The following is a 23,748-nucleotide window of genomic DNA, read 5'->3' as shown; positions in this document are numbered from 1 at the left end:
GGCATTTGCTCTTCCATTTTTATTATTTACAAATCATGCGAAAAATTATTTTACTTTCATTTTTGAGTTTAGGTTTAAGCTCGACATTTGCGCAAAATGCCCCATATTGGCAACAGCACGCCGATTATAAAATGGAGGTTTCGATGGATGTTAAAAACTATCAGTATAAAGGAAAGCAAGAATTGGTTTATACAAATAATTCTCCTGATACGCTAAAAAAAGTATTTTATCATTTATACCTAAACGCTTTTCAGCCTGGAAGCGAAATGGATGCGAGACTTCATTTTATAAAAGATCCAGACGGAAGAATGGTTAATAAAGTAAAAGACGCTGATGGAAAAGAAGTAAAACAAAGCCGTATTGAGACTTTAAAACCAAATGAAATCGGATTTTTAAAAGTTACAAATTTCAAGCAAGACGGCGCTGTGGCTCAAACGAGAGTTTCTGGAACTATTTTGGAGGTTACTTTGGTGAAACCGATTTTGCCAAATTCAAAAAGTACTTTTACTCTAGATTTTGATGGACAAGTTCCGGTTCAGGTTCGTCGTACAGGAAGAAATAACTCAGAAGGTGTTGAACTTTCCATGTCGCAATGGTATCCTAAATTGGCCGAATTTGACTTCGAAGGATGGCATGCAGATCCGTATATTGCGAGAGAATTTCACGGTGTTTGGGGTAATTTTGACGTAAAAATTACAATCGATAAAGAATATACAATTGGAGGTTCAGGATATCTTCAAGATAAAAACTCAATCGGACACGGTTACGAAGAAGAAGGAGTGACTGTTACATATCCAAAGAAAGCAAAAACATTGACATGGCATTTTATCGCACCAAATGTTCACGATTTTACTTGGGCTGCAGATAAAGAATATACGCATGATATCGTAAAAGGACCAAATGATGTCGATTTGCATTTCTTCTATAAAAACAATCCAAAAACTACGGCAAATTGGAAACAATTAGAGCCTTTGATGGTTAAAGTAATGGAATATTACAACCAAAGAGTAGGTGCTTACCCTTACAAACAATATTCATTTATTCAAGGTGGAGATGGCGGAATGGAGTATGCTATGTGTACGCTGATGTTAGGAAACGGAACTCTTGAAGGAATTCTTGGAACAGCAACTCACGAGTTAGGACATTCTTGGTTCCAGCATATTTTGGCTTCAAACGAATCAAAACATCCTTGGATGGATGAAGGTTTTACAACTTACATCGAAGACAGTGCTTTGAATGAATTGAAAGGAGACAAAAAAGAGGTTAATCCGTTTAAAGGAAATTATGCTGCTTATTACAGTTTGGTAAATTCTGGAAAAGAGCAACCACAGACTACTCACGGAGATCGTTACGATGAAAATCGTCCATACAGTATTTCTTCTTATATCAAAGGAAGTTTGTTCTTGTCTCAATTAGAATATGTAATCGGAAAAGAAAATCTGGATGCAACATTAAAGAGATATTATAATGATTTCAAATTCAAGCATCCAACTCCAAACGATATTAAAAGATCAGCAGAAAGAGTTTCAGGTGCTGAGTTAGATTGGTACTTAACAGATTGGGCACAAACAACCAATACGATTGATTACGGAATAAAAGAAGTTGCAGATAATGCTGGAAAAACAATTGTAACTTTAGAAAGAATCGGAAGAATGCCAATGCCAATCGACTTAAAAGTAGATTATACAGACGGAACTTCTGAAACATTCTACATTCCGTTAAGAATGATGAATTTCATTAAACCAAACCCAAATACAAACGTAAAAAGAACCGTTTTGGCTGATTGGGCTTGGGCACAGCAAAACTATAGTTTTACAATTGACAAGAACAAAACGTCAATCAAAAAAATCACCATCGATCCAAGCGGCTTAATGGCGGATGTAAAACAAGCAAATAATGTTTTTGAAGTGAAGTAATTCTTCAAATTGATAATAAAAAAAATGCCGTTTAGAATTTCTAGACGGCATTTTTATTTTCAGGAGCATCACAAAGGCATTTTAATATACATGGTTCCCGCTCTCGGCTATATCTCGCTGTTGCCCGACGTCGGGCCAGCAAGGATAACGCCTCGATCGGGGCTAGATACAAAACAATTGGCTTCTTTTAGAGATTTAGTTTAGGTTTCTGTTCAAAAGATTCTATTCTTGTCATTTCGACCGAAGGGAGAAATCGCACTAGAAACTCGACAAAGATTGGCGATTCTCTGTGTGGATTCACGAGTGTGATTTCTCCCTTCGGTCGAAATGACAAACAATAAAAACTTCACAATAAAAAACCTCCAGCTTTAGCTGGAGGCAATATTTTATAATGGATACTAAATCGTGCAGAAAAGAATTTAACTCAAATGCTCAATCATATCTTTAGTCATCGATTCTAAATCAAATTTATGATTCCATCCCCAATCCTCTCTGGCTTCAGCATCATCGATACTTGCCGGCCAGCTGTCTGCGATTTTCTGACGGAAATCTGGATTATATGTAATTTCGAATTCAGGAATATGTTTTTTGATTTCAGCAGCAATTTCAGTTGGAGTAAAACTCATAGCCGCCAAATTGTATGAAGAATGAATTTTAATTTCTTCAGCTGGAGCTTTCATGATGTTGATTGTTGCATCAATAGCATCATCCATATACATCATTGGCATTTTGGTTTCTGATGATAAAAAGCATTCGTATTTTTTATCTGCAATCGCTTTGTAGAAAATATCAACAGCATAATCTGTAGTTCCGCCACCCGGAGGAGTAGACCAGCTGATCAAGCCTGGATAGCGAATACTGCGAACATCAACACCATAAATATTATGATAATATTCGCACCATCTTTCGCCAGCCTGTTTGCTGATTCCGTAAACTGTTGAAGGTTCCATTACGGTATATTGAGGTGTGTTTTCTTTTGGAGTTGTCGGACCAAAAACGGCAATACTTGACGGCCAAAAAACCTTCTGAATCTTTTTTGCTTTCGCTAAATTCAATACATGAAAAAGCGAATTCATATTCAAATCCCATGCAAAAGCAGGGTTTTTTTCGGCTGTAGCCGATAAAAGTGCTGCCATTAGATACACATCTGTAATCTGATGTACTTCTACCAAATGTTCAATCTGGTTAAAATCTAAAGCGTTGACCACTTCAAACGGACCTGAATTAACAACATCAGTATTTAATTTACGGATATCAGAAGCGATTACATTTTCGGTTCCGTATAATTTGCGCAGTTTTTGAGTCAGTTCTGTACCAATCTGACCGCAGGCGCCAATGATCAATATTTTTGGATTCATTTTTTGTTATTTTTTGCAGACACAAATATAACGTTTTCGCAATTACATCTGTTTTTTGCAAGCATAAATTATTAATTCAATAATAAAAAACTTTGTTCTTTACAAAATTCTTGACAGAGTGCTTTCTTTATCAACCGCCGATTGTATTTCAAAACGGTTTTTTTGTTTTTTATGAGATGAAAAAATAATCTTTATAATCTGCATAAAAGGCAATTGTAATCTGTAGCGTTTCCAGTAAAACAGAGTTTACAATTGTAAAATTTACTTCGTAACTTTGCAGTCTAATGTTTTACAAATGAATCATAAAATATCTCTTTTCGCACTTTTATTTTTTGTGTTGATTTCCTGCCAGAATGAAAATGAGAAACGCAAAGCCGAGAACGCTAAAGAAGCTAAAAAGAAAGAAGCTATTTTCAATAATATCAATAAAAACTGGATTTTTATCGACGATCCTATTAATGAAATTTCTGAAGCAAAAATCAGCTCATGGAAAGAGTGGAGAGAATTTCTACAGGAATTGGGAGATAAACCTAGAAAAACAATAGGTGCTTTTCAGAAAAAATCGGCAGTTATTTCAAGAAAAGCAATGGCTTTAAACAATAATATACCGCCTGAATTTAATCAGCCGCATATTAAAAGCCGTATTTCAATTTTAATTACTAAAATCCGAATGCTGGATTTGTTTATTCATTTAAATAAAATTCCAGATGATAAAGTGGTTTTTTTGGTTGGAGAAATCAATAAAGAACTGATTTCTTTAGAAAGGCAAATGGACAAAATTATCGAAAGAAGCAAGATTCCGAAAGAACAAGGAGAATCTGATTTTTTAAAAATGTTAGACACGGCGCGCGCAATTCCGAATTCTGCTCCGCCATTAGATCAAAATATTCCTAAAGTTGAGTAAAAACGCCTTATATACAACATACGATAATCTGCCAAAAGCACAGCAGATTGCCACAAGTTTACTGGAAGGAAATCAGGTAAAAATGAATATCAGCGGATTGTTGGGATCTGCTGTTTCTTTTATTTTGCGTTCTGTTTTCAGGAAAACCGAACTGCCTTTTTTGATTGTTTTAGACAACAAAGAAGAAGCGGCTTATTACCTAAACGATTTAGAGCAAATGATTGGAGAACAGGATGTTTTGTTTTATCCTGCTTCATTCCGTCGCCCTTATCAAATAGATGAAACTGATAATGCAAATGTTCTGCTTCGTGCAGAGGTTTTAAACCGAATCAATTCTCGAAAAAAACCGGCTGTAATTGTTACCTATCCAGAAGCGCTTTTTGAAAAAGTAGTTACTAGAAGAGAACTCGATAAAAACACTTTAAAAGTAGCTTTAAATGATAAGATTTCGATTGATTTTATCAACGAAGTTTTATTCGAATACGAATTCAAAAGAGTCGATTTCATTACAGAACCTGGAGAGTTTTCAGTTCGTGGAGGAATCGTCGATGTTTTCTCTTTTTCAAACGATCATCCATACAGAATTGAATTTTTCGGAAACGAGGTTGACAGCATCAGAACTTTTGATGTTGAAACGCAATTATCTGTAGAAACGCATAAAAAAATCACGATTATTCCGAATGTGGAGAACAAGCTTTTTCAGGAAAACCGTGAGAGCTTTTTAGATTATATTGCTGAAAAAACAGTTCTTTTTATTCAAAACACCGAAGGACTTTTTAGCCAGTTAGACAAACAATTTGTTAGAGCACAAGAAGCTTTTGAGAAATTGTCAAAAGAAATAAAACATGCCACTCCAGAACAATTGTTTTTAAATCAGGCATCCTTTATAAAAAGATCTTTGGATTTTTCAGTTGTAGAATTGGCTTCAAGACCCGTTTATAAAACAACTAAAAAATTCGAATTTCATATTCAGCCTCAGCCTTCATTCAATAAACAATTTGACTTATTGCTGAACAATCTAAGCGAGAATCATTTTAATGGATATGTCAATTATCTGTTTTGTTCGAATGAAACGCAGGCAAAACGTTTTCATGATATTTTTGAGAGTTTAGATGAAGCCAATTCTGAGAATATCAGAAAACATTATCATACAATTGTACTTCCTTTATACCAAGGTTTTATTGACGAAGAAAATCAGATAACGGCTTACACAGACCATCAGATTTTTGAGCGTTATCATAAATTCAACATCAAAAACGGATATTCAAAAAAACAGAATATCACTTTAAAAGAACTGACCGCGCTTTCTGTAGGCGATTATGTAACTCACATTGATCACGGAATCGGAAAATTTGGTGGATTACAGAAAATTCAGGTTGAAGGGAAAACGCAAGAAGCTATAAAATTGGTTTATGCCGATAATGATATTGTGTATGTGAGCATTCACTCGCTTCATAAAATTTCAAAATACAACGGAAAAGACGGAACGCCTCCGAAAATCTATAAACTAGGATCAAACGCTTGGAAAGTTTTAAAACAGAAAACCAAAGCGCGCGTCAAACATATTGCATTCAATTTGATTCAGCTGTATGCGAAGCGACGTTTAGAAAAAGGTTTTCAGTTTGCGCCAGACAGTTATCTTCAGAATGAATTAGAAAGTTCGTTTATTTACGAAGATACACCAGATCAAACCAAATCGACGGCCGAAGTAAAAGCCGATATGGAAAGCGATCGCCCAATGGATCGATTGGTTTGTGGCGATGTTGGTTTCGGGAAAACGGAAGTTGCGATTCGTGCTGCTTTTAAAGCTGTAGACAACAGCAAACAAGTTGCGGTTTTGGTTCCAACAACAATTTTGGCTTATCAGCATTACAGAACTTTTTCGGAGCGTTTAAAAGATATGCCGGTTTCAATTGGTTACTTAAACCGATTTAGAACTGCAAAACAAAAATCGCAGACCTTAAAAGATTTGGCCGAAGGAAAACTGGATATTGTAATTGGAACGCATCAATTGGTAAACAAAAATGTAGTTTTTAAAGATTTAGGTTTATTGATTGTTGATGAGGAACAGAAATTCGGTGTAAACGTAAAAGACAAACTCAAAACGATTGCGGCAAATGTTGATACGTTGACATTAACGGCGACGCCAATTCCAAGAACACTTCAGTTTTCATTAATGGCAGCGCGAGATTTATCAGTAATTACAACGCCTCCGCCAAACCGTTATCCGATTGAAACAAATGTTGTTGGTTTTAATGAAGAGATTATTCGTGATGCGATTTCGTATGAAATTCAAAGAAACGGACAGGTTTTCTTCATCAATAATCGAATCGAAAATATAAAAGAAGTGGCCGGAATGATTCAGCGTTTGGTTCCAAATGCAAGAGTTGGAATTGGTCACGGACAAATGGACGGCGCCAAACTCGAAGAATTGATGTTAGGTTTTATGAATGGAGATTTTGATGTGTTGGTGGCTACAACGATTATCGAAAGCGGATTAGACGTTCCAAATGCCAACACGATTTTCATCAACAACGCCAATAATTTCGGATTGTCAGATTTGCATCAAATGCGCGGTCGAGTAGGACGAAGCAACAAAAAAGCATTCTGTTATTTCATTTGCCCACCGTATTCGTCGATGACTGAAGATGCGAGAAAACGTATTCAGGCATTGGAACAATTCAGCGAATTGGGAAGTGGTTTCAACATTGCGATGAAAGATCTAGAAATTCGTGGCGCGGGAGATTTATTAGGTGGAGAACAAAGCGGTTTCATTAATGAAATAGGTTTCGATACGTACCAAAAAATTATGAACGAAGCGATTGAGGAGTTGAAGGAAAACGAATTCAAAGATTTATATCCTGAAGAAAATGACATCGATACGAAAGAGTACGTAAAAGACATTCAAATCGATGCCGATTTCGAGTTATTATTCCCAGATGAATACATCAACAATGTTTCAGAACGTTTGGTTTTATACAACGAATTAGGAGCCATAAAAGACGAAGCTGGTTTACAGGAATTCGAGAAAAAACTAATTGACCGTTTTGGTCCATTGCCAAAACAAGCTGTTGCCTTATTAAACAGCATCAGAATTAAATGGATTGCCACGAAAGTCGGAATCGAGAAATTGGTCTTAAAACAAGGCAAAATGATTGGTTATTTCGTTTCAGACCAACAATCTGACTACTATCAATCTGCGAAATTCAGAAACGTTTTAAACTTCGTTCAAAAACAAAGTTCACTCTGCAAAATGAAAGAAAAACAAACCGTAAACGGATTACGTTTGTTATTGACTTTTGAAAATGTGAAGTCAATAAAACGAGCTTTGGAGTTGATGGAGTTGTTTGAGGAGTAAAATTTTAGCCACGAATTCACGAATAATTTATCAAATCGAATTTTTAGAATAATTCGTGAATTCGTGGCAAATAACAACTCTTTAAAAATTAAGTTTTATTTATCTTTTATTTAAGAAAAATCTTGAAAACTAAGAGTTTTCTTTGACCCCGATTTCAAAAACAAATTTTTTATATGCACTACCGATATATTTTTTTATTTTTCTTACTCAGTTTCACTTCAGTAAATGCCCAAGAAAAAAATGAACTTATTGCTAAAGACACTTTAAAATCAGAAGAAATAGATCCTCTTCGTCCGGCCAAAGCTGCTTTTTATTCGGCTGTTTTACCAGGTTTAGGACAGGTTTACAACAAAAAATACTGGAAAGTTCCCCTTGTTTTCGGCGCAATTGGTGTGAGCACTTATCTGTATGTTGACAATCAGAAGAATTATAAAATATACAGAGATGAATATAAAAACAGACTTGAAGGAAGGATAAGCGATTCGCCAAGCCTTGCTCGATTTGATGAAGACAGATTAATCAGAATTCAAAAAGGATATCAGCGAAATAGAGATTTATCGGCTCTTTTTATGGTTGGTTTTTACGTTTTGAATATTATCGATGCAAATATTGATGCTGCATTGTCACAGTTTAATGTAAATGAAAATCTGGCTTTTAAACCTACAATCACCCGTAACGACGTCACTTTAAAAAACGATGTCGGCGTAGCACTTAATTATTCGTTTTAAATATGAACATAAAAAAAGCTTTAGGTTACTAGATAATTTTATTGCTGTATATCGAAAAGCTTTGATCCTTTTAAATAAAAAAAAAATCACTCCGCGGAGTGATTTTTTTGCATTATAGTGGTTTTTGGTTAGATGATTTTCATCGTAAGTTAAAAAAAGGTCTTAGAAAAATTCCAAGAAATATATCGTAATGTTGATTATCTACTTTTAGATGATTACTATTTATATAATCTCTCATACTTCTTTGCAAATATATAAAAATATTATTCGCAACAAATCACATATAAAAAAACTTAATTCATATTTTTTGTTAGTTTTTTGTATGAACAATTAAAAAAGGCCGAAAGACCGCTTTATATAAGGATGTGTCAAATTAACGCATTTGAGAAAAAATAGTATGTTAATCACATAAATATTGAAAATAGTGCCATTTATGCAATTGATTTTTTAATGCTCAGAGCTATTAGGAACAAAAAAATCCTTTTATCTACAGACAAAAGGATTTTATAAATTATTATTTAGGATTGTTAGTTTTTCAAATCTTTTATTACTTTAAAAGCAACGTCTACTTGATCTTCGCCAACTAAAATGGTAAATTCATTTGAAGTTGAAATTACCTCATTGATAATGATTCCTTCCCAAGCCAAACGCTGGAAAATGAAATAGTAAATTCCAGGAACCACAATATTTTCTTTTGGTAGTTTTACGGTAATAGAAGCTAAATTGTCTAATTTTTGGATTAGTTTCTCACGCATAAAATGCTTTTCAACTAAATGGTTTACACTGCTGCTTACCACAATATTAGTTTCGTTTACGCCACGAGAAGAAGTGTAAAAAATATCAGAAAGAGCGTTAATATCAGAAATTAGATCGGCTTGTTTGTTTAAAACCGTTTCAGAAGCGGCAAAAGTGTAATCTGTAAGCTCAGAACGCACTGTAATTTCGCCGATATTCTTAATTACCTTGTTGATTTTATGATTCAGTTTAAAATCCAGTTCTTCGGTTAGTCGTTTTAAAGACATTACAACGGCACCTTGTTTTACCTCTTTTCCAAACTCACTTTCCAGTTCAGTCATGATATTTCGAGAAAGCGATGTCAGATTGATAATGCCCAGCGATAATGCATTCAATAAAAATGGTTTTGTTTTGATGTAATTTTCTACGATTGATGAAACAGTTTTCATAATTCTTTTTTTTTTTTTTGGTAACTTAATTGGTTGGTTAATTTAACATTACGATGTTATAAATCTCAGCAAATATAAATAAAAAAACAATTTGTTACAATTATAACAATAGAAAATTATGTTAAAAGTGATAAAATGCATCGGTAAGATGTTCAATAGCAAATGATTCCCCGTTTTTGTGGACCGCAACGATGTCAAAACGTATTTCTAAATTTTCTTCAAAATCCTTTTCCCTATCGTTTATGTAGGCATTTACTGCTTTTACCAGTTGTTGAATCTTTTTTGAATTCACAAAATCTTGTGGCAAGCCAAAATCTAAACTCGATCTAGTTTTTACTTCCACGATGGCAAGAACATTATCTTTTTTTGCGATAATGTCTATTTCGGCTTTTTGTGAAGTGAAGTTTCTTTCCAAAATTTCATATTCGTTTTCTTCAAGATAAGAAGCGGCCATATCTTCTCCTAATTTTCCTAGTTCATTGTGTTCTGCCATTGTTTTTTATTACGAGTTTAAAGTTTCAAGCTGGAGGTTTTTTGCACGCAAAGACGCGAAGTCGCAAAGGTCTAAATAAACTTTGCGACTTCGCGTCTTTGCGAGATTTTATGTGGTATTTTAAGCTCCTTAAATTACGGATTTGTACAATATTACTTTTTAAAAGTCAATGTGCTTCCTGTTGCTGTAACTTCCATCGTAACGATATTTCCCATTATCAAAGCCCTATTGTCCTGAATATGTCCGGCTGGAAAATTGAATATTACTGGAATGTTGTATTTTTTGGTTACGTCATCGATGATTTCTAAGGCATTTTTGCCCCACGGAACTTCGTTGTCTTTCATTTTGGTCATACCGCCTATAATAATTCCTTTCAGGTTTTCGATACAGCCGTTACGTCTCAAGTTCATCATCATACGATCAATGTGATACAAATATTCATCTAAATCTTCGATAAATAATATTTTATCACGACAGTCAATTGCTGATGGAGAACCTAATAAACTGTACAAAATAGAAAGATTACCACCGACTATTTCTCCTGTTCCTTTTCCGAATCGATTCATATTATGTGCAGGAATCGAGTAGGTAAGAGGCTCGCCAAACAAACTCGATTTCATCGAACTGATTGCAGCAGGCGTGGCACGCGGAATCGTAACAGGCATTACGCCATGTATCGATTTATATCCCATTGTGTTTAGGTGATTGTGTAGAACTGTTACATCGCTAAAACCGATTATCCATTTTGGATGTTGGTTGAATTTCGTAAAATCTAATAAATCCAACATTCGTACAGTTCCGTAACCGCCTCTTACGCACCAGATGGCCTTTATGTTAGTATTGTCGAGCTGTTTTTGAAAATCGGCAGCTCTCTGTTCGTCTGTTCCTGCCAATTGGTGGTAATCTAAGCCGATTGTGCTTCCAACAACGGCTTCTAGACCCCAGCTGTGAAGTAAATCTATAGTTGGTTTTAGATTGTCGTCGATGTTTTTTCTAGCTGTTGCCAAAAGAGCGACAGTATCTCCTTTTTGTAAATAAGGTGGTGTTATCATGTTCTGTTGAGATTGACAAGTGAATGATTGTAAAGCAAAAATAAGAAATGCCAGTTTACAAATTGTAAAGTGTTTCTTGAAGAAAGAGTTTTTCATTATCATAAAATTTATTTGCTTTTTCATTTTGAATGAAAAACAAATATAGAAAATTTAGAAGTTATATTTATTTGAATTTTCTTACAATTAAATAAAATGCTTAATATTGAACTTTTTAAAAAGTAAATTTATGAAGTTTTTTAAAATTAGTTTTTACATCATTATACTGTGTTCATTTCAGATTTTTTCACAACCCAAAAAGTATAAAATACACACCGTCGCATTTTATAACCTTGAAAATCTTTATGATACCAATGATGATGTTTTTACAAATGACGATGAATGGACTCCAAATGGTGCGCAACATTGGACAAAAGAAAAATACGAACAGAAATTAAAGAATCTTGCAAGAGTAATTTCTGAAATCGGAACACCAGAAAACTCTAATGCTCCCATTTTGTTAGGCTGTGCTGAAGTTGAAAACAGAGCTGTTTTAGAAGATTTAATTAAAGAGCCTAATTTACAGCAATTTGATTTCGGAATTATTCATTTTGATTCGCCCGATAAACGCGGAATAGATGTAGCGTTGCTTTATCAGAAAAAGTACTTTCGTCCGACTTCTTTTTCCAACATTCCATTAATTATTTATAAAAAGAATATTCCAAAGAAAGTACAACAATCAGAGATTGAAGACGATGAATTAGAAATTAAAAAAGAAAACAACAATCGTGTCTTTACAAGGGATCAGCTTTTGGTTTCGGGATTTTTAGAAAATGAAGAAATACATATAATAGTTAATCATTGGCCATCGAGATCTGGAGGTGAAAAAGCGACAACTTTGTTTAGAGAAGCCGCAGGAAAGTTGAACCGAAGAATTATAGATTCGTTGCAGCAGATAAATCCGCAAGCAAAAGTGATGACCATGGGAGATTTTAATGACGGGCCAATTAATAATAGTATAAAAGTGGCCTTAGAAGCAAAAGGGAAGAAGTCAGAAGTTTCAGAATTTGGTGTTTTTAATCCGTTTGAAGAAATGGTGAATAAAGGATTGGGAACAATTGCTTTTCGGGATTCCTGGAATATTTTTGATCAAATTATCATGACAGATTCGCTAATAAAATCTGATTTTGCAACTTTTAATTTTTGGAAAGCGGGGATTTTTACAAGACCTTATCTTATTCAGAATTTGGGACAGTATAAAGGGTATCCGTTGCGAAATACATTGACAGAAGCGGGTTTCAGTGATCATTTTCCTGTTTATGTTTATTTGATAAAAGAAATTGGACAGTAGAGATGCACTGCAGTGCGTCTAACTTTTTTTTGAAATGGAATTAGAAACCTAAAGGCGCACTGTAGTGCATCTCTACAAATTCACTACCTTAGCTTTTCACAATTTAGAATAAAAAAAATGGCAATTGCAAAACCTTTTAACCTAACCAAATGGATTGACGAAAACCGTCATTTATTAAAACCGCCAGTTGGAAATAAAAATCTTTACGTAGATTCTGGGGATTATATCGTAATGATTGTGGCGGGACCAAATGCAAGAAAAGATTATCATTATAACGAAACTGAAGAACTTTTTTACCAATTAGAAGGTAGTATAAAAGTGGTAATTCAGGAAGATGGAGAGCGCAAGGAAATGGAACTAAACTCAGGCGATATGTACTTGCATCCGGCAAAAGTGCCGCATTCTCCTGTTCGTTCAGCAGGTTCTATCGGATTGGTAATTGAGCGTAAACGTGCAGGACAAGGTTTTACCGATGGATTGCTTTGGCATTGTGACAATTGCAATCACAAACTTTATGAAGTATATTTTGAACTGCACAATATTGAAAAAGATTTCTTACCTCATTTTGAGCATTTTTACAATTCAGAAGAATTAAGAACGTGTGATAACTGTGGCACTGTAATGGAAACTGATCCGAGATTTGTGGCTAAGAAATAAATTGAATTTAATTTAGATATCAAACCCGACAGGTTTTTAAAACCTGTCGGGTTTATAATATACAGATAGTTTTAAAATTCTTTTAATCTGTGAAATCTGTGGCTAAATAAAAAGTTACAACTCAAACTTTTTCCCTTGCTCAGGATAAATAATCTTCAAACCTAAATCATTTTGATTTTTTAACTGTTCTTTAATTTTGGCAATATTTTTTGCAGGAGGTTTCAAATGTGTAATGATAATTTTGAAATTTTTCAGTGAACCTTTTCCTGCCATTTCTTCTAAAACATGAAGTTCTTTTAGTAAATAGTTAGGTGTTAAATGTCCAAATAGAAATTTGTCAGGTTGTTCGTTAGGAAAAGAAACTTCAATAAAAATCCCTTTCAATTGTTTGTTTTGAACTAAAGGTGCAACTGCCGTCCATAATGCTTTCAGCTTATCGCTTTTCTCAACAGAATCGGGTCCCGTATCGCCTAAATATAAAACGTAATTGTCATTGTTTTTAACTAAAAAAGCAGTGCTTTCAAAAGGATTGACATGGCTTAATGGAAAAGCTTTAACGGTCATTTTGGTGTTTGAAATAGGAGTTTCTTCACCGACATTTAAAGTCTGAAAGTGGTATTTTTTCAACGGAAAACCAGGACCTTTATCTCCAAAATTTGCCCAGGTTTGGTCGTTAAAATAATGATTTTCCATCATTTCCATGCATTTCCCTGTTGCATAAACTGTTTTAGAAGAATCAGCGGGAGAATTAATGATTAAACCCGAAACGTGGTCTAAATGCGCATGAGAAATCAAATATCCTTTTATGTATTTCTTTAAAACATCGGAGGTCGAAACTTTAAAAACTTTATTTTCAATCGCTTTTTCTATTCCGGCATTTATAGTTCCAGCATCGAGACAGATATAATCGTTAGTATTAATTGGAGCAACTAAATAGGCTGATAGATTTTTTTCGTCTATTCCGCCTTTTATTCCTAAAGGAACTACCTGAAAAGACGATTTTTCTTTTTGAGAAAATACATTGGTTGAAATTAAAAGAAAGCAAAGTAAAAGTCGACTGAAAAAGGTCATATTTTTTATTTTAAGTACCGCAAATTTCATCAAATAAATTCAATTAATAAGGTTTAGTCTCTACTAAAACTATTAAATAATCTTAAATTTACGTCTATTTATTGATTAGCTTCAATTTGAAATTAATTCTAAAACAATATCTTTACATTTGTAATATAACAATTTTAACTAAAAAAGTTACAATGACAACAATAGCATCGCAATTTGGAATGAAAGAAGCTCTGGAAAAATTGGGCATTAAAACCATAAATGAAGGAACATCAACAGGAATAAATAATTTTTCATCGGGAGAAATTTTAGAAAGTTATTCACCAGTTGACGGAAAATTAATTGCTTCAGTAAAAATGTCGACTGCTCAGGATTATGAAAAGGCAATTCAGACGGCAGCAGAAGCTTTTAAAACTTTTAGACTAATTCCAGCGCCGCAACGTGGTGAAATTGTTCGTCAGTTTGGAGAAAAATTGAGACAAAATAAAGAAGCGCTTGGTAAATTGGTTTCTTATGAAATGGGAAAATCATTGCAGGAAGGTTTTGGAGAAGTTCAGGAAATGATTGACATCTGCGATTTTGCTGTTGGTTTATCACGTCAGCTTCATGGATTAACGATGCATTCTGAAAGACCTGGACATAGAATGTATGAGCAATATCATCCTCTTGGAATTGTTGGAATCATTTCGGCGTTTAATTTCCCAGTTGCAGTTTGGTCTTGGAATACGGCGTTGGCATGGATTTCTGGCGATGTATGTGTTTGGAAACCTTCAGAAAAAACACCTTTATGCGGTATCGCATGTCAAAATATAATCGCTCAGGTTATTAAAGAAAATAATCTGCCAGAGGGAATTTCTTGTTTAATAAATGGAGATTATAAAATAGGCGAATTAATGACAGCCGATACTCGCATTCCGCTTGTTTCTGCAACGGGTTCGACTAGAATGGGGAAAATTGTAGCCCAGAAAGTTGCCGGAAGATTAGGGAAATCATTGTTAGAATTAGGAGGAAACAATGCGATTATTGTTACGCCAGATGCTGATATAAAAATGACCGTTATCGGAGCTGTTTTTGGAGCAGTCGGAACTGCTGGACAGCGTTGTACATCAACAAGAAGATTGATTATTCACGAAAGTATTTATGATAAAGTAAAAGATGCATTAGTTGCTGCTTACAAACAATTACGAATTGGAAATCCGCTTGACGAAAACAATCATGTTGGACCGCTGATTGATGTTCATGCTGTTGAAATGTATGCCGATGCGTTAAATAAAGTAGTGGCCGAAGGCGGAAAGATTTTGGTTGAAGGAGGAGTGCTTTCTGGTGAAGGTTACGAAAGCGGCTGTTATGTGAAACCAGCAATCGCAGAAGCAGAAAATTCTTTTGAAATTGTACAGCACGAAACTTTTGCACCCGTTTTATATTTACTTAAATATTCTGGAGAAGTTGATAATGCAATCGAAATTCAGAATGGAGTAGCGCAGGGATTATCTTCAGCAATTATGACTAATAATTTAAGAGAAGCCGAAAGATTTTTATCTGTAACAGGCTCTGACTGCGGCATTGCAAACGTAAATATCGGAACTTCAGGAGCCGAAATTGGTGGTGCTTTCGGTGGAGAAAAAGAAACCGGCGGAGGGCGCGAATCAGGTTCTGATGCTTGGAAAATCTATATGAGACGCCAAACGAATACCATTAATTATACTACAAATCTCCCGCTTGCACAAGGAATTAAATTTGATTTGTAAACCATACGAATTTAATTGCAAACCGCTTTTTTCAATATTTTGAAGAAAGCGGTTTTTTTTGCTTCATCTGTAGTAATTTGCTTATGTTTGCACCCAAACTTCAATTAAATGAAACAGTTCTTAATTATTGTCTTAGTAATTATTACAATGAGTTGTAAAAATGAAAAGACCAGAATTCCAGAAACAAAAAACGAAATTGTAACCCCCAAAGATTATCCTTTTGTAAAAGAAGAACAAGAAAGAGAAGTTGCAGAAAATAACGCAATACAGGTTTTTCCTCAAACAGGAAGAAAGCCAGAAGATTTTGTGCCTGAAATTTATGAGATACAATTGAAAGCAGAAGGACTTCTGGATAATGACGAATTAAAAGATATGGTTATTGTTTTGCAGAATAAAAATGATAAAACAGATTCACGACCTATTTTGGTTCTAATCAAAAAACAGGATGGAACTTATATTTTAAAAGAAACGTCATGGAAAGCTATCGACGCTCAATATACCGATGGAAGTTCTAAAATGTATGATTACGAGAATATCGAAATTGATGAAAATAGAATATTTCATATTACTCTTCAGGGAATTGGTCCTATTGGAGCTCGTAAAACGTCGTATAAATATGTAGATGACGAACTGATACTTGTTGCTATTAGTACTTTAAATACTGGGGCAGGGGCTCAAATAACGGTTGATTATAATTTAATTTCTGGAGTTGCAGATATGGAATTAGCTGATATGATGCAGGATACGGCGCGAATTACACATGAAATTAAAAAATTTAAGTTAAAACGCAAAATGTTGTTTGCTACAGACAGTCCAGATAAAGTTTTAGAAGAGCTCCCGCATGCAGGTTGGTAAGTCATTGAATAAATTTCTGTAGTATAAAATCAATGATATAATGAAAATATTTATTACTCTTTTTCTTTTGATAGCAATCGCATTGTCATTACAGTTTTATTTTTTGAATGGCGAAGATCATTCAGAGAGTTGGACAACATTAACAATGCCTATTACCATGGTGACTCTCTTGTTTTTGATTTATTTTTATAGTCCTGAGAAAACATTCTATCGAAAATTCTTTGGCATTACATTAATAATTTGCAGTATCATTTCAGGAATACTTATTGGCTTTTTTTGGTATGTTGCACAATTTGGGAAAGCATTTTCACATTAAGTTCCTTATGAAATATTTTACAAAAAGAGAAGATAGGATTAATGTGGCGCTAACGGTTCTATTGCTTATTATATTAATTGCAAATCTAATTCAAATCTACAATTATAAGGCTGATGAAAGATTTGAATGGAGCAGTGGAGTTTTGAGTAAAAAAGGAAATGTTGTACAAGTAAGCACTTGCTATTTTCATCATACAAACAATTGGAACTACGATGTTGATAAGAATCGTATAATTGATAATGGATGGAATGATATTAATTTTTCTGAAAAAAGTAAGGAGAATTCTTTTTATCCAGATAGTTTATCTATAACATGGTTTTCTTACACAGAGAAAAAATTCTATAATGGAAATTTTAAGTTGCCATACGCCATTATTTTAGAAAAAGCGAAACAACTAAGAGAAACAACCAATCCATACAAAAGTAATTTTGCAAACGAAAACCCAAACCAAGTTTTGTTGTATTTTTTTGCAGAAATATTACCGAAAGGAAAACTTTTGGTATGGATTTCAGATGCTGATAAAAATTTAAAAATTAGTGAATATCAGGCAAAAACAGTCAATGAAACTTGGCATGTTTTTGATGACATTGAAGAAAAAAATACAAATTCCAAAATCGATATTGATGCAAAAGTGGCTTTGGTAATGGAAAAACATTCTTACAATGTTGATTTAAATTTACCTGATGGATTTTATTTGACAGAGGCAGATGTTAAATTATTTAATCAGAATAATTGGAGCTTAGAAGATGGTAAAAATAAAAAAAACTATATTTTTGAAAATATTCCTAGCGGTATTCGTCTTTCATGGGAAAATGATACAAGAAGATTTGCAACTCAAATTAGTTTTGATGAATTAGAAATTTTAAACACTTTCAGGAAAATGTATGTGCCTGAAAAAGCAAAACCATTATTATTAGAACTAACTGTAAACAACAAGAACGACAGTATTGTTATTTCTTTAAAGAATAATCTTAAAGTGATAAAAATAAATCCGTCTTATATAAGCGTTTATCCTTTAGAACAAAAGAATGATAATGTAGAAGTTTCCAAATGAATTTAAAACAAATACAATGAATTTAATTTTTTTAGCCGGACTTACTCCTTTCGGATACGGATTTATAGGAGTGCTGCTTTTATCTTTTCTGTTGGCTTATTTATGGCTCAGAACTTCTAAAAAAGGTGAAAAGTTAGGCTGTTTTTCATTCGGACTAACGGCACTTTTAATTTGGTTTGTTCTGATGTTTCCCACTTTTATAAGTTTTTTAATTATTGAAAATGGAAATGAAATAGCCCAAATCGGACTTGTTGTTTTCTGGATTCTGGTTTTGGGGTTTGTTGTTTATTTGGCCGTTTCAAAAAATACTACAAGAGGAAAAAATATCATTTGGTCTATTTTAAAATACTTTCTTTATTTGGTTTTCTTAGGACTGTTTTTGGTCTTGTTTTTTGGAATGGTCTACTATGTTTATATGAGGCTTTTTACAACAGAAAAACAAGGAGACCCTGTGTGGGTTGCTTTTTTATGTATCTTTTTTGTAGCCGTACTTATTCTGTCTGGAATAGGTGTTTTGAGCCGAAATAAAGAAGAAAAGAAGAAAGAGAAAACAACATTTTATAATTTAGAAAAAGCAAAATTAAAGCCCGAATCTGTAATCGAATTGGATTTGACAGGCGCCAAATTAAAGGTGTTTCCAGACGAGATTTTAAAGTTCAGAAATTTGAAATTCCTTACGTTAAGTAATAATGAGATTAGCGAAATTCCGAATGAAATTACTAAGTTACAATCTCTGGTTGGAATTAATTTGAGTAATAATCCAATTTCGGACCAAGAGAAAAACAGAATTAGAAGATTGCTTTCTAAAGAAATCGAAATTGTATTCTAATAAAGAATTTTTAATATATGAATGAACTTTTAGAGTTTTTTGGTCAAAATAGGACTGATGCAGGAATGCTGATTTTTTTGATGCTTTTTAGTATGGGAATTGCTTTGTTTCTAACTATTATTTTTGGAGGCTTATTGAATTTGAAATTTCCAAATTGGCTTTTCTTTGCGTTATGCCCTTTGCTAATTGGCGTCAGTTTTTTAATTGATGACAGATTGCCACTTCCGGTACTGTTTCTTTTATTTGGGTCTGTTTTTTTCTTTGGTATAATTGGAATGATTTCTTCAGGTATTAAAAGTAGTAAGGAAGAAAGAATTAAAACAGAGAGATTTAATCGTAAACACAATATTCCGAAAACTAAATTTGTCCAAAAAATAATGGGATTTTTGATTATAGCTGGAATTATTGGAACTTTTGTTTTTCTTTTCCAAACAGAAAACCTAAAACTTCTTTTTTTACTCATTCCTGGTTTAATTGTAATCAATAGCATATTCTTTCCGAGTAATAAGACTAAATTTATGCGCTTGCAGTCTATTTTGCCAACTTCAAAAGTGAGTGCTATTGCGATGGGACAGGTTGAAATTGAAGGTGATTTAGAACAAATCGAACCTATTATTTCGCCTTATTTCAGTAAACCGTGTATTGGTTATTTTTACAAAATTGAAAAAGAAAGTAAACCTGATGATGACGGAAGAACGACCTACAGTACTGTTTTTACAGAATGTAAAACAGGTAGGTTTAAAATAAAAGACGAAACTGGATCCGTAATTGTTGATGGCGAAGGACTAGAATTTTATTTTGACCGCGTTGACAAACAAGAAGGAGGAAAGACAAGATATAGCGAAACCTATTTACAACCTAACGATTATATGCTTTTGATTGGAAATGCAACTTCGGATAACGGAAATACAACCATTCAGAAAGGAAGTTCAGATAATGTATTTGGTGTTGCAATTCCGAGAAGTATTTCGTTCAGAAATAAGTACAAACCATTGTTGAATTCGTTTTTAGCGACATTATTTTTCATTTCATTGATACTCCTTTATATTATTTTAAATTAAGAAATTATGACAGTTCAAACCATTGTATTAATTGCCGGAATCATTCTGATTTTTATATTCTTTAATTTTTTTATCAGAATTTACAATAAACTGATTGCCTTAAAAAACAATTATGAAAAGGCTTTTAGAAATATCGATGTTATTTTGATGCAAAGAGCAGACGAAGTTCCCGAATTAGTGAAAGTTGCTTCCAAATTTATGGAACATGAAACGGCGATGCTTACCAATTTAACCAAATTGAGAACCGATTTTTTAAATGCTAAAACAGTAGAAGAAAAAATCGAGAATGCGAATGAATTTTCAAAATCAATGAAAAGCTTGTTTGCGGTTTCAGAAAATTATCCGACGCTGGCATCCAATAGTAATTTCCTTGAATTACAAAGAAGAGTTTCTCAGATGGAAGATAAAATTGCAGATAGAAGAGAATTTTTTAATGACAGTATAAATTTATATAATGTTGGAATAGAGGAGTTTCCAAATTTTATTTTAGCGAAAATGATAGGCTATAAAACGCAGTCATTATTTGAAGTAACACCAGAAGAAAAAAAATACGATGGAATTCAATTTTAATACTTTTTTTGGTTACGAAGGTGAAATTAATGCACTCAATGACGAAGTGCTCATTTATGGTTTTGCCTCACTAATTTTCGGAATTTTAGGCTTGTTAATTTTAGCCTCGATTGTTAGGATGATAGGGTTAAATGCGGTGAGTCGTTTTTTTATTAATCCACTTTTGTTAACATTAGGCTTGACAATCTTGGTAGCGATATTTCCAACAATCATTTTTTATGTAGGTACTTCAGATGTTTCGGGTGTAAAAATTGTTTACTGTTGGATCGCTATTTTTCTTGGAATGCTTTTGTTTGTAATATTCAATCTGCAAACGATAAAAGACTTTTTTAAGGAGTTTGGAAAAATGAGCGAACAGCAGGCATTTAGAAATAGAAATAGAAATAGATAAAAGAAAGGCTTCCAAATCCGGAAGCCTTTCTTTTATAACGAATTATTTTTTTACGATTTTCTGATTAATCACTCCAGTACTGGTTTGAATTTTGGCAATATAAGTTCCAGTTGGTAGGTTGCTTAAATCGATTGTTTCGGTATTTCTTTGAACAGTTTTTACCAAAACTCCAAGTAAATTGAATATTTCAATATGTTCTACTTTTTGAGTGTTATCGGTTAAGTATAAAGTGCTGCTAACGGGATTTGGATGTAAAAGCACTTTTTCTTCAGTTTGAAATAATGAGCCTGAATCAGCAGTTTTTAAGTTTCCAGTATTATAAACCGTGCTCATGTAGAATAAATTTGAAGTGTCTTTTTTTGTAATAGTATGAGATCCAGCGGCAAGAGACACGGTAACAATTCCGTTTGAAGCAGTTTTATCTACATTATCTACCTTAATCGTTCCCGATGCTTCAACAAAGACAAGTGTTAGCGTGCTTGGTTGCGTTGTGGTAAACGTAATGCTAGTAGAAGATTCGACTTTTAAACATTGTGTTAGGGTCAATCCATTGTAAGTAACAGTCCCTTTTGTAGTTGAGAGATTTCCTGTAATTGTGTAGAAATCACTTGTTTTTCCAGATGTTGTAAAGTTATGAATCTCATCTCCAGCAGGCGTACCTGTGGTGGTTACCGTTATGGTTCCTGATGCATTTGCTGAAGTTCCGGTTCCAGTTGTCGCTATTGAATACGTTACATTAGCAGTTGGGGTTCCAGAAATTGTAATTGTTTTTGCGGTTGTATTTTTTACAAATGATAATCCAGAAGCTGGTAAACCTGTTACAGTGGCATCAGTCGCATCTCCTCCCCAAGTAAAAACAATGGTTCCAATGGCCGTTCCGCTCGTAACGGTTTGATTGGTATTAGAAGTCGACGTTAAAGTTTGGTTTCCTGCTGGTGGATTAGTTCCTCCTTGTACAGCAACTAAGCTCGTCTGATAAGCGTTTAATGCATCTCTTAGGCCAATATTTACACCGTCAGAGGTATCGTCAACTGCATTGTTGAATGTCCATTGAAAATCGCCTCCAGAAATACGTCCTGCATACTGCATAACCGTTGTTTTTGCATTTTCAGGACTTTCAGGTGTGTACGAATACATTACGCTTGAATTTGTATCGAAATTGTTATAGGTTTTCGCTCCTTTTTTTGATTTAATAGTATTGCTAATCGTTTCATTTCGAGTCGAAGCGATATACGCATCAAATTCTACAGGATATGTTGTAGCATTATATCCAACAAAACGAGTTTGTCCGCTCATCGTATTATTGAAAGCTTTGATAGTACCGCCGTCTTCGCTAGAAAAAGTGCCTGTAGCTCCATTATAAACATCTGTTCCCTGCATAGAAGTTAGCATTGGATATTTGCAATTTCTAAAGAAATTAGCTTCTACAAATACAGATGAACCCAAAGTAGATCCTACTCCATATTTAGAATTGCCATCGTAATAATTATTATAAACATGAGCAGAGTAATAACGGATTCTAGGATGACGCGAATCTGAGTGATCGTACCAATTGTGATGATAGGTTATGTACAAACCTTCTGTAGTTCCTTCGCTTAGACCTAATAAATTACTTTTTCCACTATCCCAAAAGTGATTGTATGAAAAGGTTACATAAGTCGATTTTTTGCAATCTAAAGCTCCATCGCCTTTTATCTGGTCTGCATCGCCTCCAGGTTTTCCGTAAAAGAAATCACAGTTATGAACCCATACGTAATCATTGTCCTGTTGCAATCCGATATTATCGCCCTCACCGCTGTCTACATTCATAATGCCGATGTTTCGAATTTCAATATTTGAAGCATTTTTTACCCTAATTCCCCATCCATCAGCAGTTGCATCGTTTCCAATTCCCTCCAGTGTGATGTAGCTTGCGGCATTATTGTTATTTTCAATCACAAGATCTCCGTTCATCATATAAGACAAGTCAGTGATTTGACCAATCATACGAATAATTAAAGGTCTTGTGTCTTTTCCTTTTTTATATCCGTCAAGAATGGTTTGTAAGCCAACACAAGGATTTGCTGATGCACCTGTCACATTTAGTGAAACCGTGTTTTTAGTTTGTTGCGTGATGTAAAGAATTACGGCATTGCTTTTTGGTGTCCCGTCTGTATTATAGGCGCCTGGAACACGAGAATTTGAAAATGCAAATCCAGCTCTATCGTGAGCTTTTACAGTTACTGAGCTACTGGTCGTTCCCGTTCCTTCAGCTCCTGAAATAACGGGTTTGATTTTTACGGTATAAGATCCGGCTTTTAATCCTGGAATGTCAGCACGAAAATATGTTCCGTAATTTCTAATAAGCTCGTTGTCGATTTTTTGATCGACAAGTCCTCCTCCGGTGTAATACACATTATAGGTTTGGGCATTACTTACGGGCTGCCATTTTACAAAAGCAGATTCAAGCCATCCTGAAGTTTCAGTAATGGATTGTGACCATAACTGTGCAGTCAGGAGAAATACTGCCAGATAAAGTAGTTTTTTTTTCATAATTGTTTGGTTTAAGGTTAATGATAATTAGTAAGTGGTTTTACTCTCAATACAAGTGGTTTAATTGTAATCGATTACACAAAAATAATCATAAATTAATAATAATTTAATTTTTTGAGCTTTAAATTTTGTTTGTGATTAAAAATGATGTTTTTATATGTTAAAAATGCAACAAATTGCATTAATTGTAATTAATTGCATAAAAGTAAAATGTAAAAACCTATTGTGTTTGTTGAGAGAGTGATAATTCGGCAAAAAATGCTGGCAATAATTGATAAATCATCGATTTTTTTATTGCATTAAAATTACATTATATTTTTTGTAAGAAAAAAGTTAAAAATATTTTTAACGAATTG

General features: G+C 33.8%; 20 protein-coding genes. 14 read left to right on the top strand and 6 right to left on the bottom strand.

All coding sequences use genetic code 11. The features are described from left to right. Positions 1–35: 35 nt before the first annotated feature. Entirely contained in the window at positions 36–1,916 is a 1,881-nt protein-coding gene (locus ACFFLS_RS16815) for a M1 family metallopeptidase (RefSeq protein WP_379684350.1), read from the top strand. Positions 1,917–2,335: 419 nt separating this feature from the next. On the opposite strand, the gene ACFFLS_RS16810 is transcribed toward ACFFLS_RS16815, so the two are convergent. After that, positions 2,336–3,274 carry an L-threonine 3-dehydrogenase gene (locus tag ACFFLS_RS16810; protein WP_379684351.1) on the bottom strand — a complete coding sequence of 313 codons (939 nt, stop codon included), beginning with the start codon at positions 3,272–3,274 and terminating at the stop codon, positions 2,336–2,338. A 295-nt stretch (positions 3,275–3,569) separates the two neighbouring features. On the opposite strand from ACFFLS_RS16810, the gene ACFFLS_RS16805 reads away from it, so the two are divergent. The 3 genes from ACFFLS_RS16805 to ACFFLS_RS16795 all read left to right on the top strand — a co-directional run bounded on the left by ACFFLS_RS16805 (position 3,570) and on the right by ACFFLS_RS16795 (position 8,264). Continuing rightward, entirely contained in the window at positions 3,570–4,178 is a 609-nt protein-coding gene (locus ACFFLS_RS16805) for a hypothetical protein (RefSeq protein ID WP_379684352.1), read from the top strand. Then, the gene (gene mfd / locus ACFFLS_RS16800) at positions 4,171–7,536 is read left to right on the top strand and encodes a transcription-repair coupling factor (RefSeq protein WP_379684353.1); all 3,366 of its coding nucleotides are present in this window, start codon (positions 4,171–4,173) and stop codon (positions 7,534–7,536) included. The genes ACFFLS_RS16805 and mfd overlap by 8 nt, the downstream gene beginning before the upstream one ends. A 173-nt stretch (positions 7,537–7,709) precedes the next feature. Continuing rightward, positions 7,710–8,264: a DUF5683 domain-containing protein gene (locus ACFFLS_RS16795; RefSeq protein ID WP_379684354.1), complete on the top strand. Its 555-nt coding sequence runs from the start codon at positions 7,710–7,712 to the stop codon at positions 8,262–8,264. A 527-nt stretch (positions 8,265–8,791) separates the two neighbouring features. Here ACFFLS_RS16795 and ACFFLS_RS16790 read toward each other — a convergent pair. From ACFFLS_RS16790 to ACFFLS_RS16780, 3 genes are all read right to left on the bottom strand, one after another. Next, positions 8,792–9,448 (bottom strand): hypothetical protein, encoded by a 657-nt coding sequence (locus tag ACFFLS_RS16790; protein WP_008466087.1) that lies wholly within the window; start codon positions 9,446–9,448, stop codon positions 8,792–8,794. 121 nt (positions 9,449–9,569) lie between these two features. Next, positions 9,570–9,941 (bottom strand): YraN family protein, encoded by a 372-nt coding sequence (locus tag ACFFLS_RS16785; RefSeq protein ID WP_379684355.1) that lies wholly within the window; start codon positions 9,939–9,941, stop codon positions 9,570–9,572. 152 nt (positions 9,942–10,093) lie between these two features. Then, positions 10,094–10,993, bottom strand: coding sequence for a S66 peptidase family protein (locus ACFFLS_RS16780; RefSeq protein ID WP_379686344.1), 900 nt, complete (start codon positions 10,991–10,993; stop codon positions 10,094–10,096). Positions 10,994–11,219: 226 nt separating this feature from the next. On the opposite strand from ACFFLS_RS16780, the gene ACFFLS_RS16775 reads away from it, so the two are divergent. Both ACFFLS_RS16775 and ACFFLS_RS16770 read left to right on the top strand, forming a co-directional pair. Continuing rightward, complete coding sequence (locus tag ACFFLS_RS16775; protein ID WP_379684356.1) at positions 11,220–12,320, top strand: endonuclease/exonuclease/phosphatase family protein; 1,101 nt, start codon at positions 11,220–11,222, stop codon at positions 12,318–12,320. A 117-nt stretch (positions 12,321–12,437) separates the two neighbouring features. Then, complete coding sequence (locus ACFFLS_RS16770) at positions 12,438–12,977, top strand: 3-hydroxyanthranilate 3,4-dioxygenase (protein ID WP_379684357.1); 540 nt, start codon at positions 12,438–12,440, stop codon at positions 12,975–12,977. Between the two features lie 114 nt (positions 12,978–13,091). Here ACFFLS_RS16770 and ACFFLS_RS16765 read toward each other — a convergent pair whose 3' ends face one another. Then, the gene (locus ACFFLS_RS16765; RefSeq protein ID WP_379684358.1) at positions 13,092–14,048 is read right to left on the bottom strand and encodes an MBL fold metallo-hydrolase; all 957 of its coding nucleotides are present in this window, start codon (positions 14,046–14,048) and stop codon (positions 13,092–13,094) included. A 182-nt stretch (positions 14,049–14,230) separates the two neighbouring features. On the opposite strand from ACFFLS_RS16765, the gene amaB reads away from it, so the two are divergent. From amaB to ACFFLS_RS16725, 8 genes are all read left to right on the top strand, one after another. Beyond that, positions 14,231–15,784, top strand: coding sequence for an L-piperidine-6-carboxylate dehydrogenase (gene amaB, locus ACFFLS_RS16760; RefSeq protein WP_379684359.1), 1,554 nt, complete (start codon positions 14,231–14,233; stop codon positions 15,782–15,784). 108 nt (positions 15,785–15,892) lie between these two features. Further along, complete coding sequence (locus ACFFLS_RS16755) at positions 15,893–16,639, top strand: hypothetical protein (protein ID WP_379684360.1); 747 nt, start codon at positions 15,893–15,895, stop codon at positions 16,637–16,639. 40 nt (positions 16,640–16,679) lie between these two features. Then, a complete protein-coding gene (locus ACFFLS_RS16750; protein WP_379684361.1) occupies positions 16,680–16,955 on the top strand; it encodes a hypothetical protein in 276 nt (91 codons plus the stop codon). A 7-nt stretch (positions 16,956–16,962) separates the two neighbouring features. Further along, positions 16,963–18,009: a DUF2931 family protein gene (locus ACFFLS_RS16745; RefSeq protein ID WP_379684362.1), complete on the top strand. Its 1,047-nt coding sequence runs from the start codon at positions 16,963–16,965 to the stop codon at positions 18,007–18,009. A 16-nt stretch (positions 18,010–18,025) separates the two neighbouring features. Further along, entirely contained in the window at positions 18,026–18,838 is an 813-nt protein-coding gene (locus tag ACFFLS_RS16740) for a hypothetical protein (RefSeq protein ID WP_379684363.1), read from the top strand. A 17-nt stretch (positions 18,839–18,855) separates the two neighbouring features. Further along, positions 18,856–19,899 (top strand): hypothetical protein, encoded by a 1,044-nt coding sequence (locus tag ACFFLS_RS16735; RefSeq protein WP_379684364.1) that lies wholly within the window; start codon positions 18,856–18,858, stop codon positions 19,897–19,899. 6 nt (positions 19,900–19,905) lie between these two features. Next, positions 19,906–20,469, top strand: a complete 564-nt coding sequence (locus ACFFLS_RS16730; protein WP_379684365.1) for a LemA family protein — start codon at positions 19,906–19,908, stop codon at positions 20,467–20,469. Next, a complete protein-coding gene (locus ACFFLS_RS16725; protein WP_379684366.1) occupies positions 20,453–20,860 on the top strand; it encodes a hypothetical protein in 408 nt (135 codons plus the stop codon). The genes ACFFLS_RS16730 and ACFFLS_RS16725 overlap by 17 nt, the downstream gene beginning before the upstream one ends. A 42-nt stretch (positions 20,861–20,902) precedes the next feature. Here ACFFLS_RS16725 and ACFFLS_RS16720 read toward each other — a convergent pair whose 3' ends face one another. Then, entirely contained in the window at positions 20,903–23,392 is a 2,490-nt protein-coding gene (locus ACFFLS_RS16720; RefSeq protein WP_379684367.1) for a pectate lyase family protein, read from the bottom strand. Between the last annotated feature and the right edge of the window lie 356 nt (positions 23,393–23,748).

It is taken from the genome of Flavobacterium procerum, from assembly GCF_042431625.1.
GTDB lineage: Bacteria > Bacteroidota > Bacteroidia > Flavobacteriales > Flavobacteriaceae > Flavobacterium > Flavobacterium procerum.
This window is presented reverse-complemented; position numbering and strand designations above follow the sequence as displayed.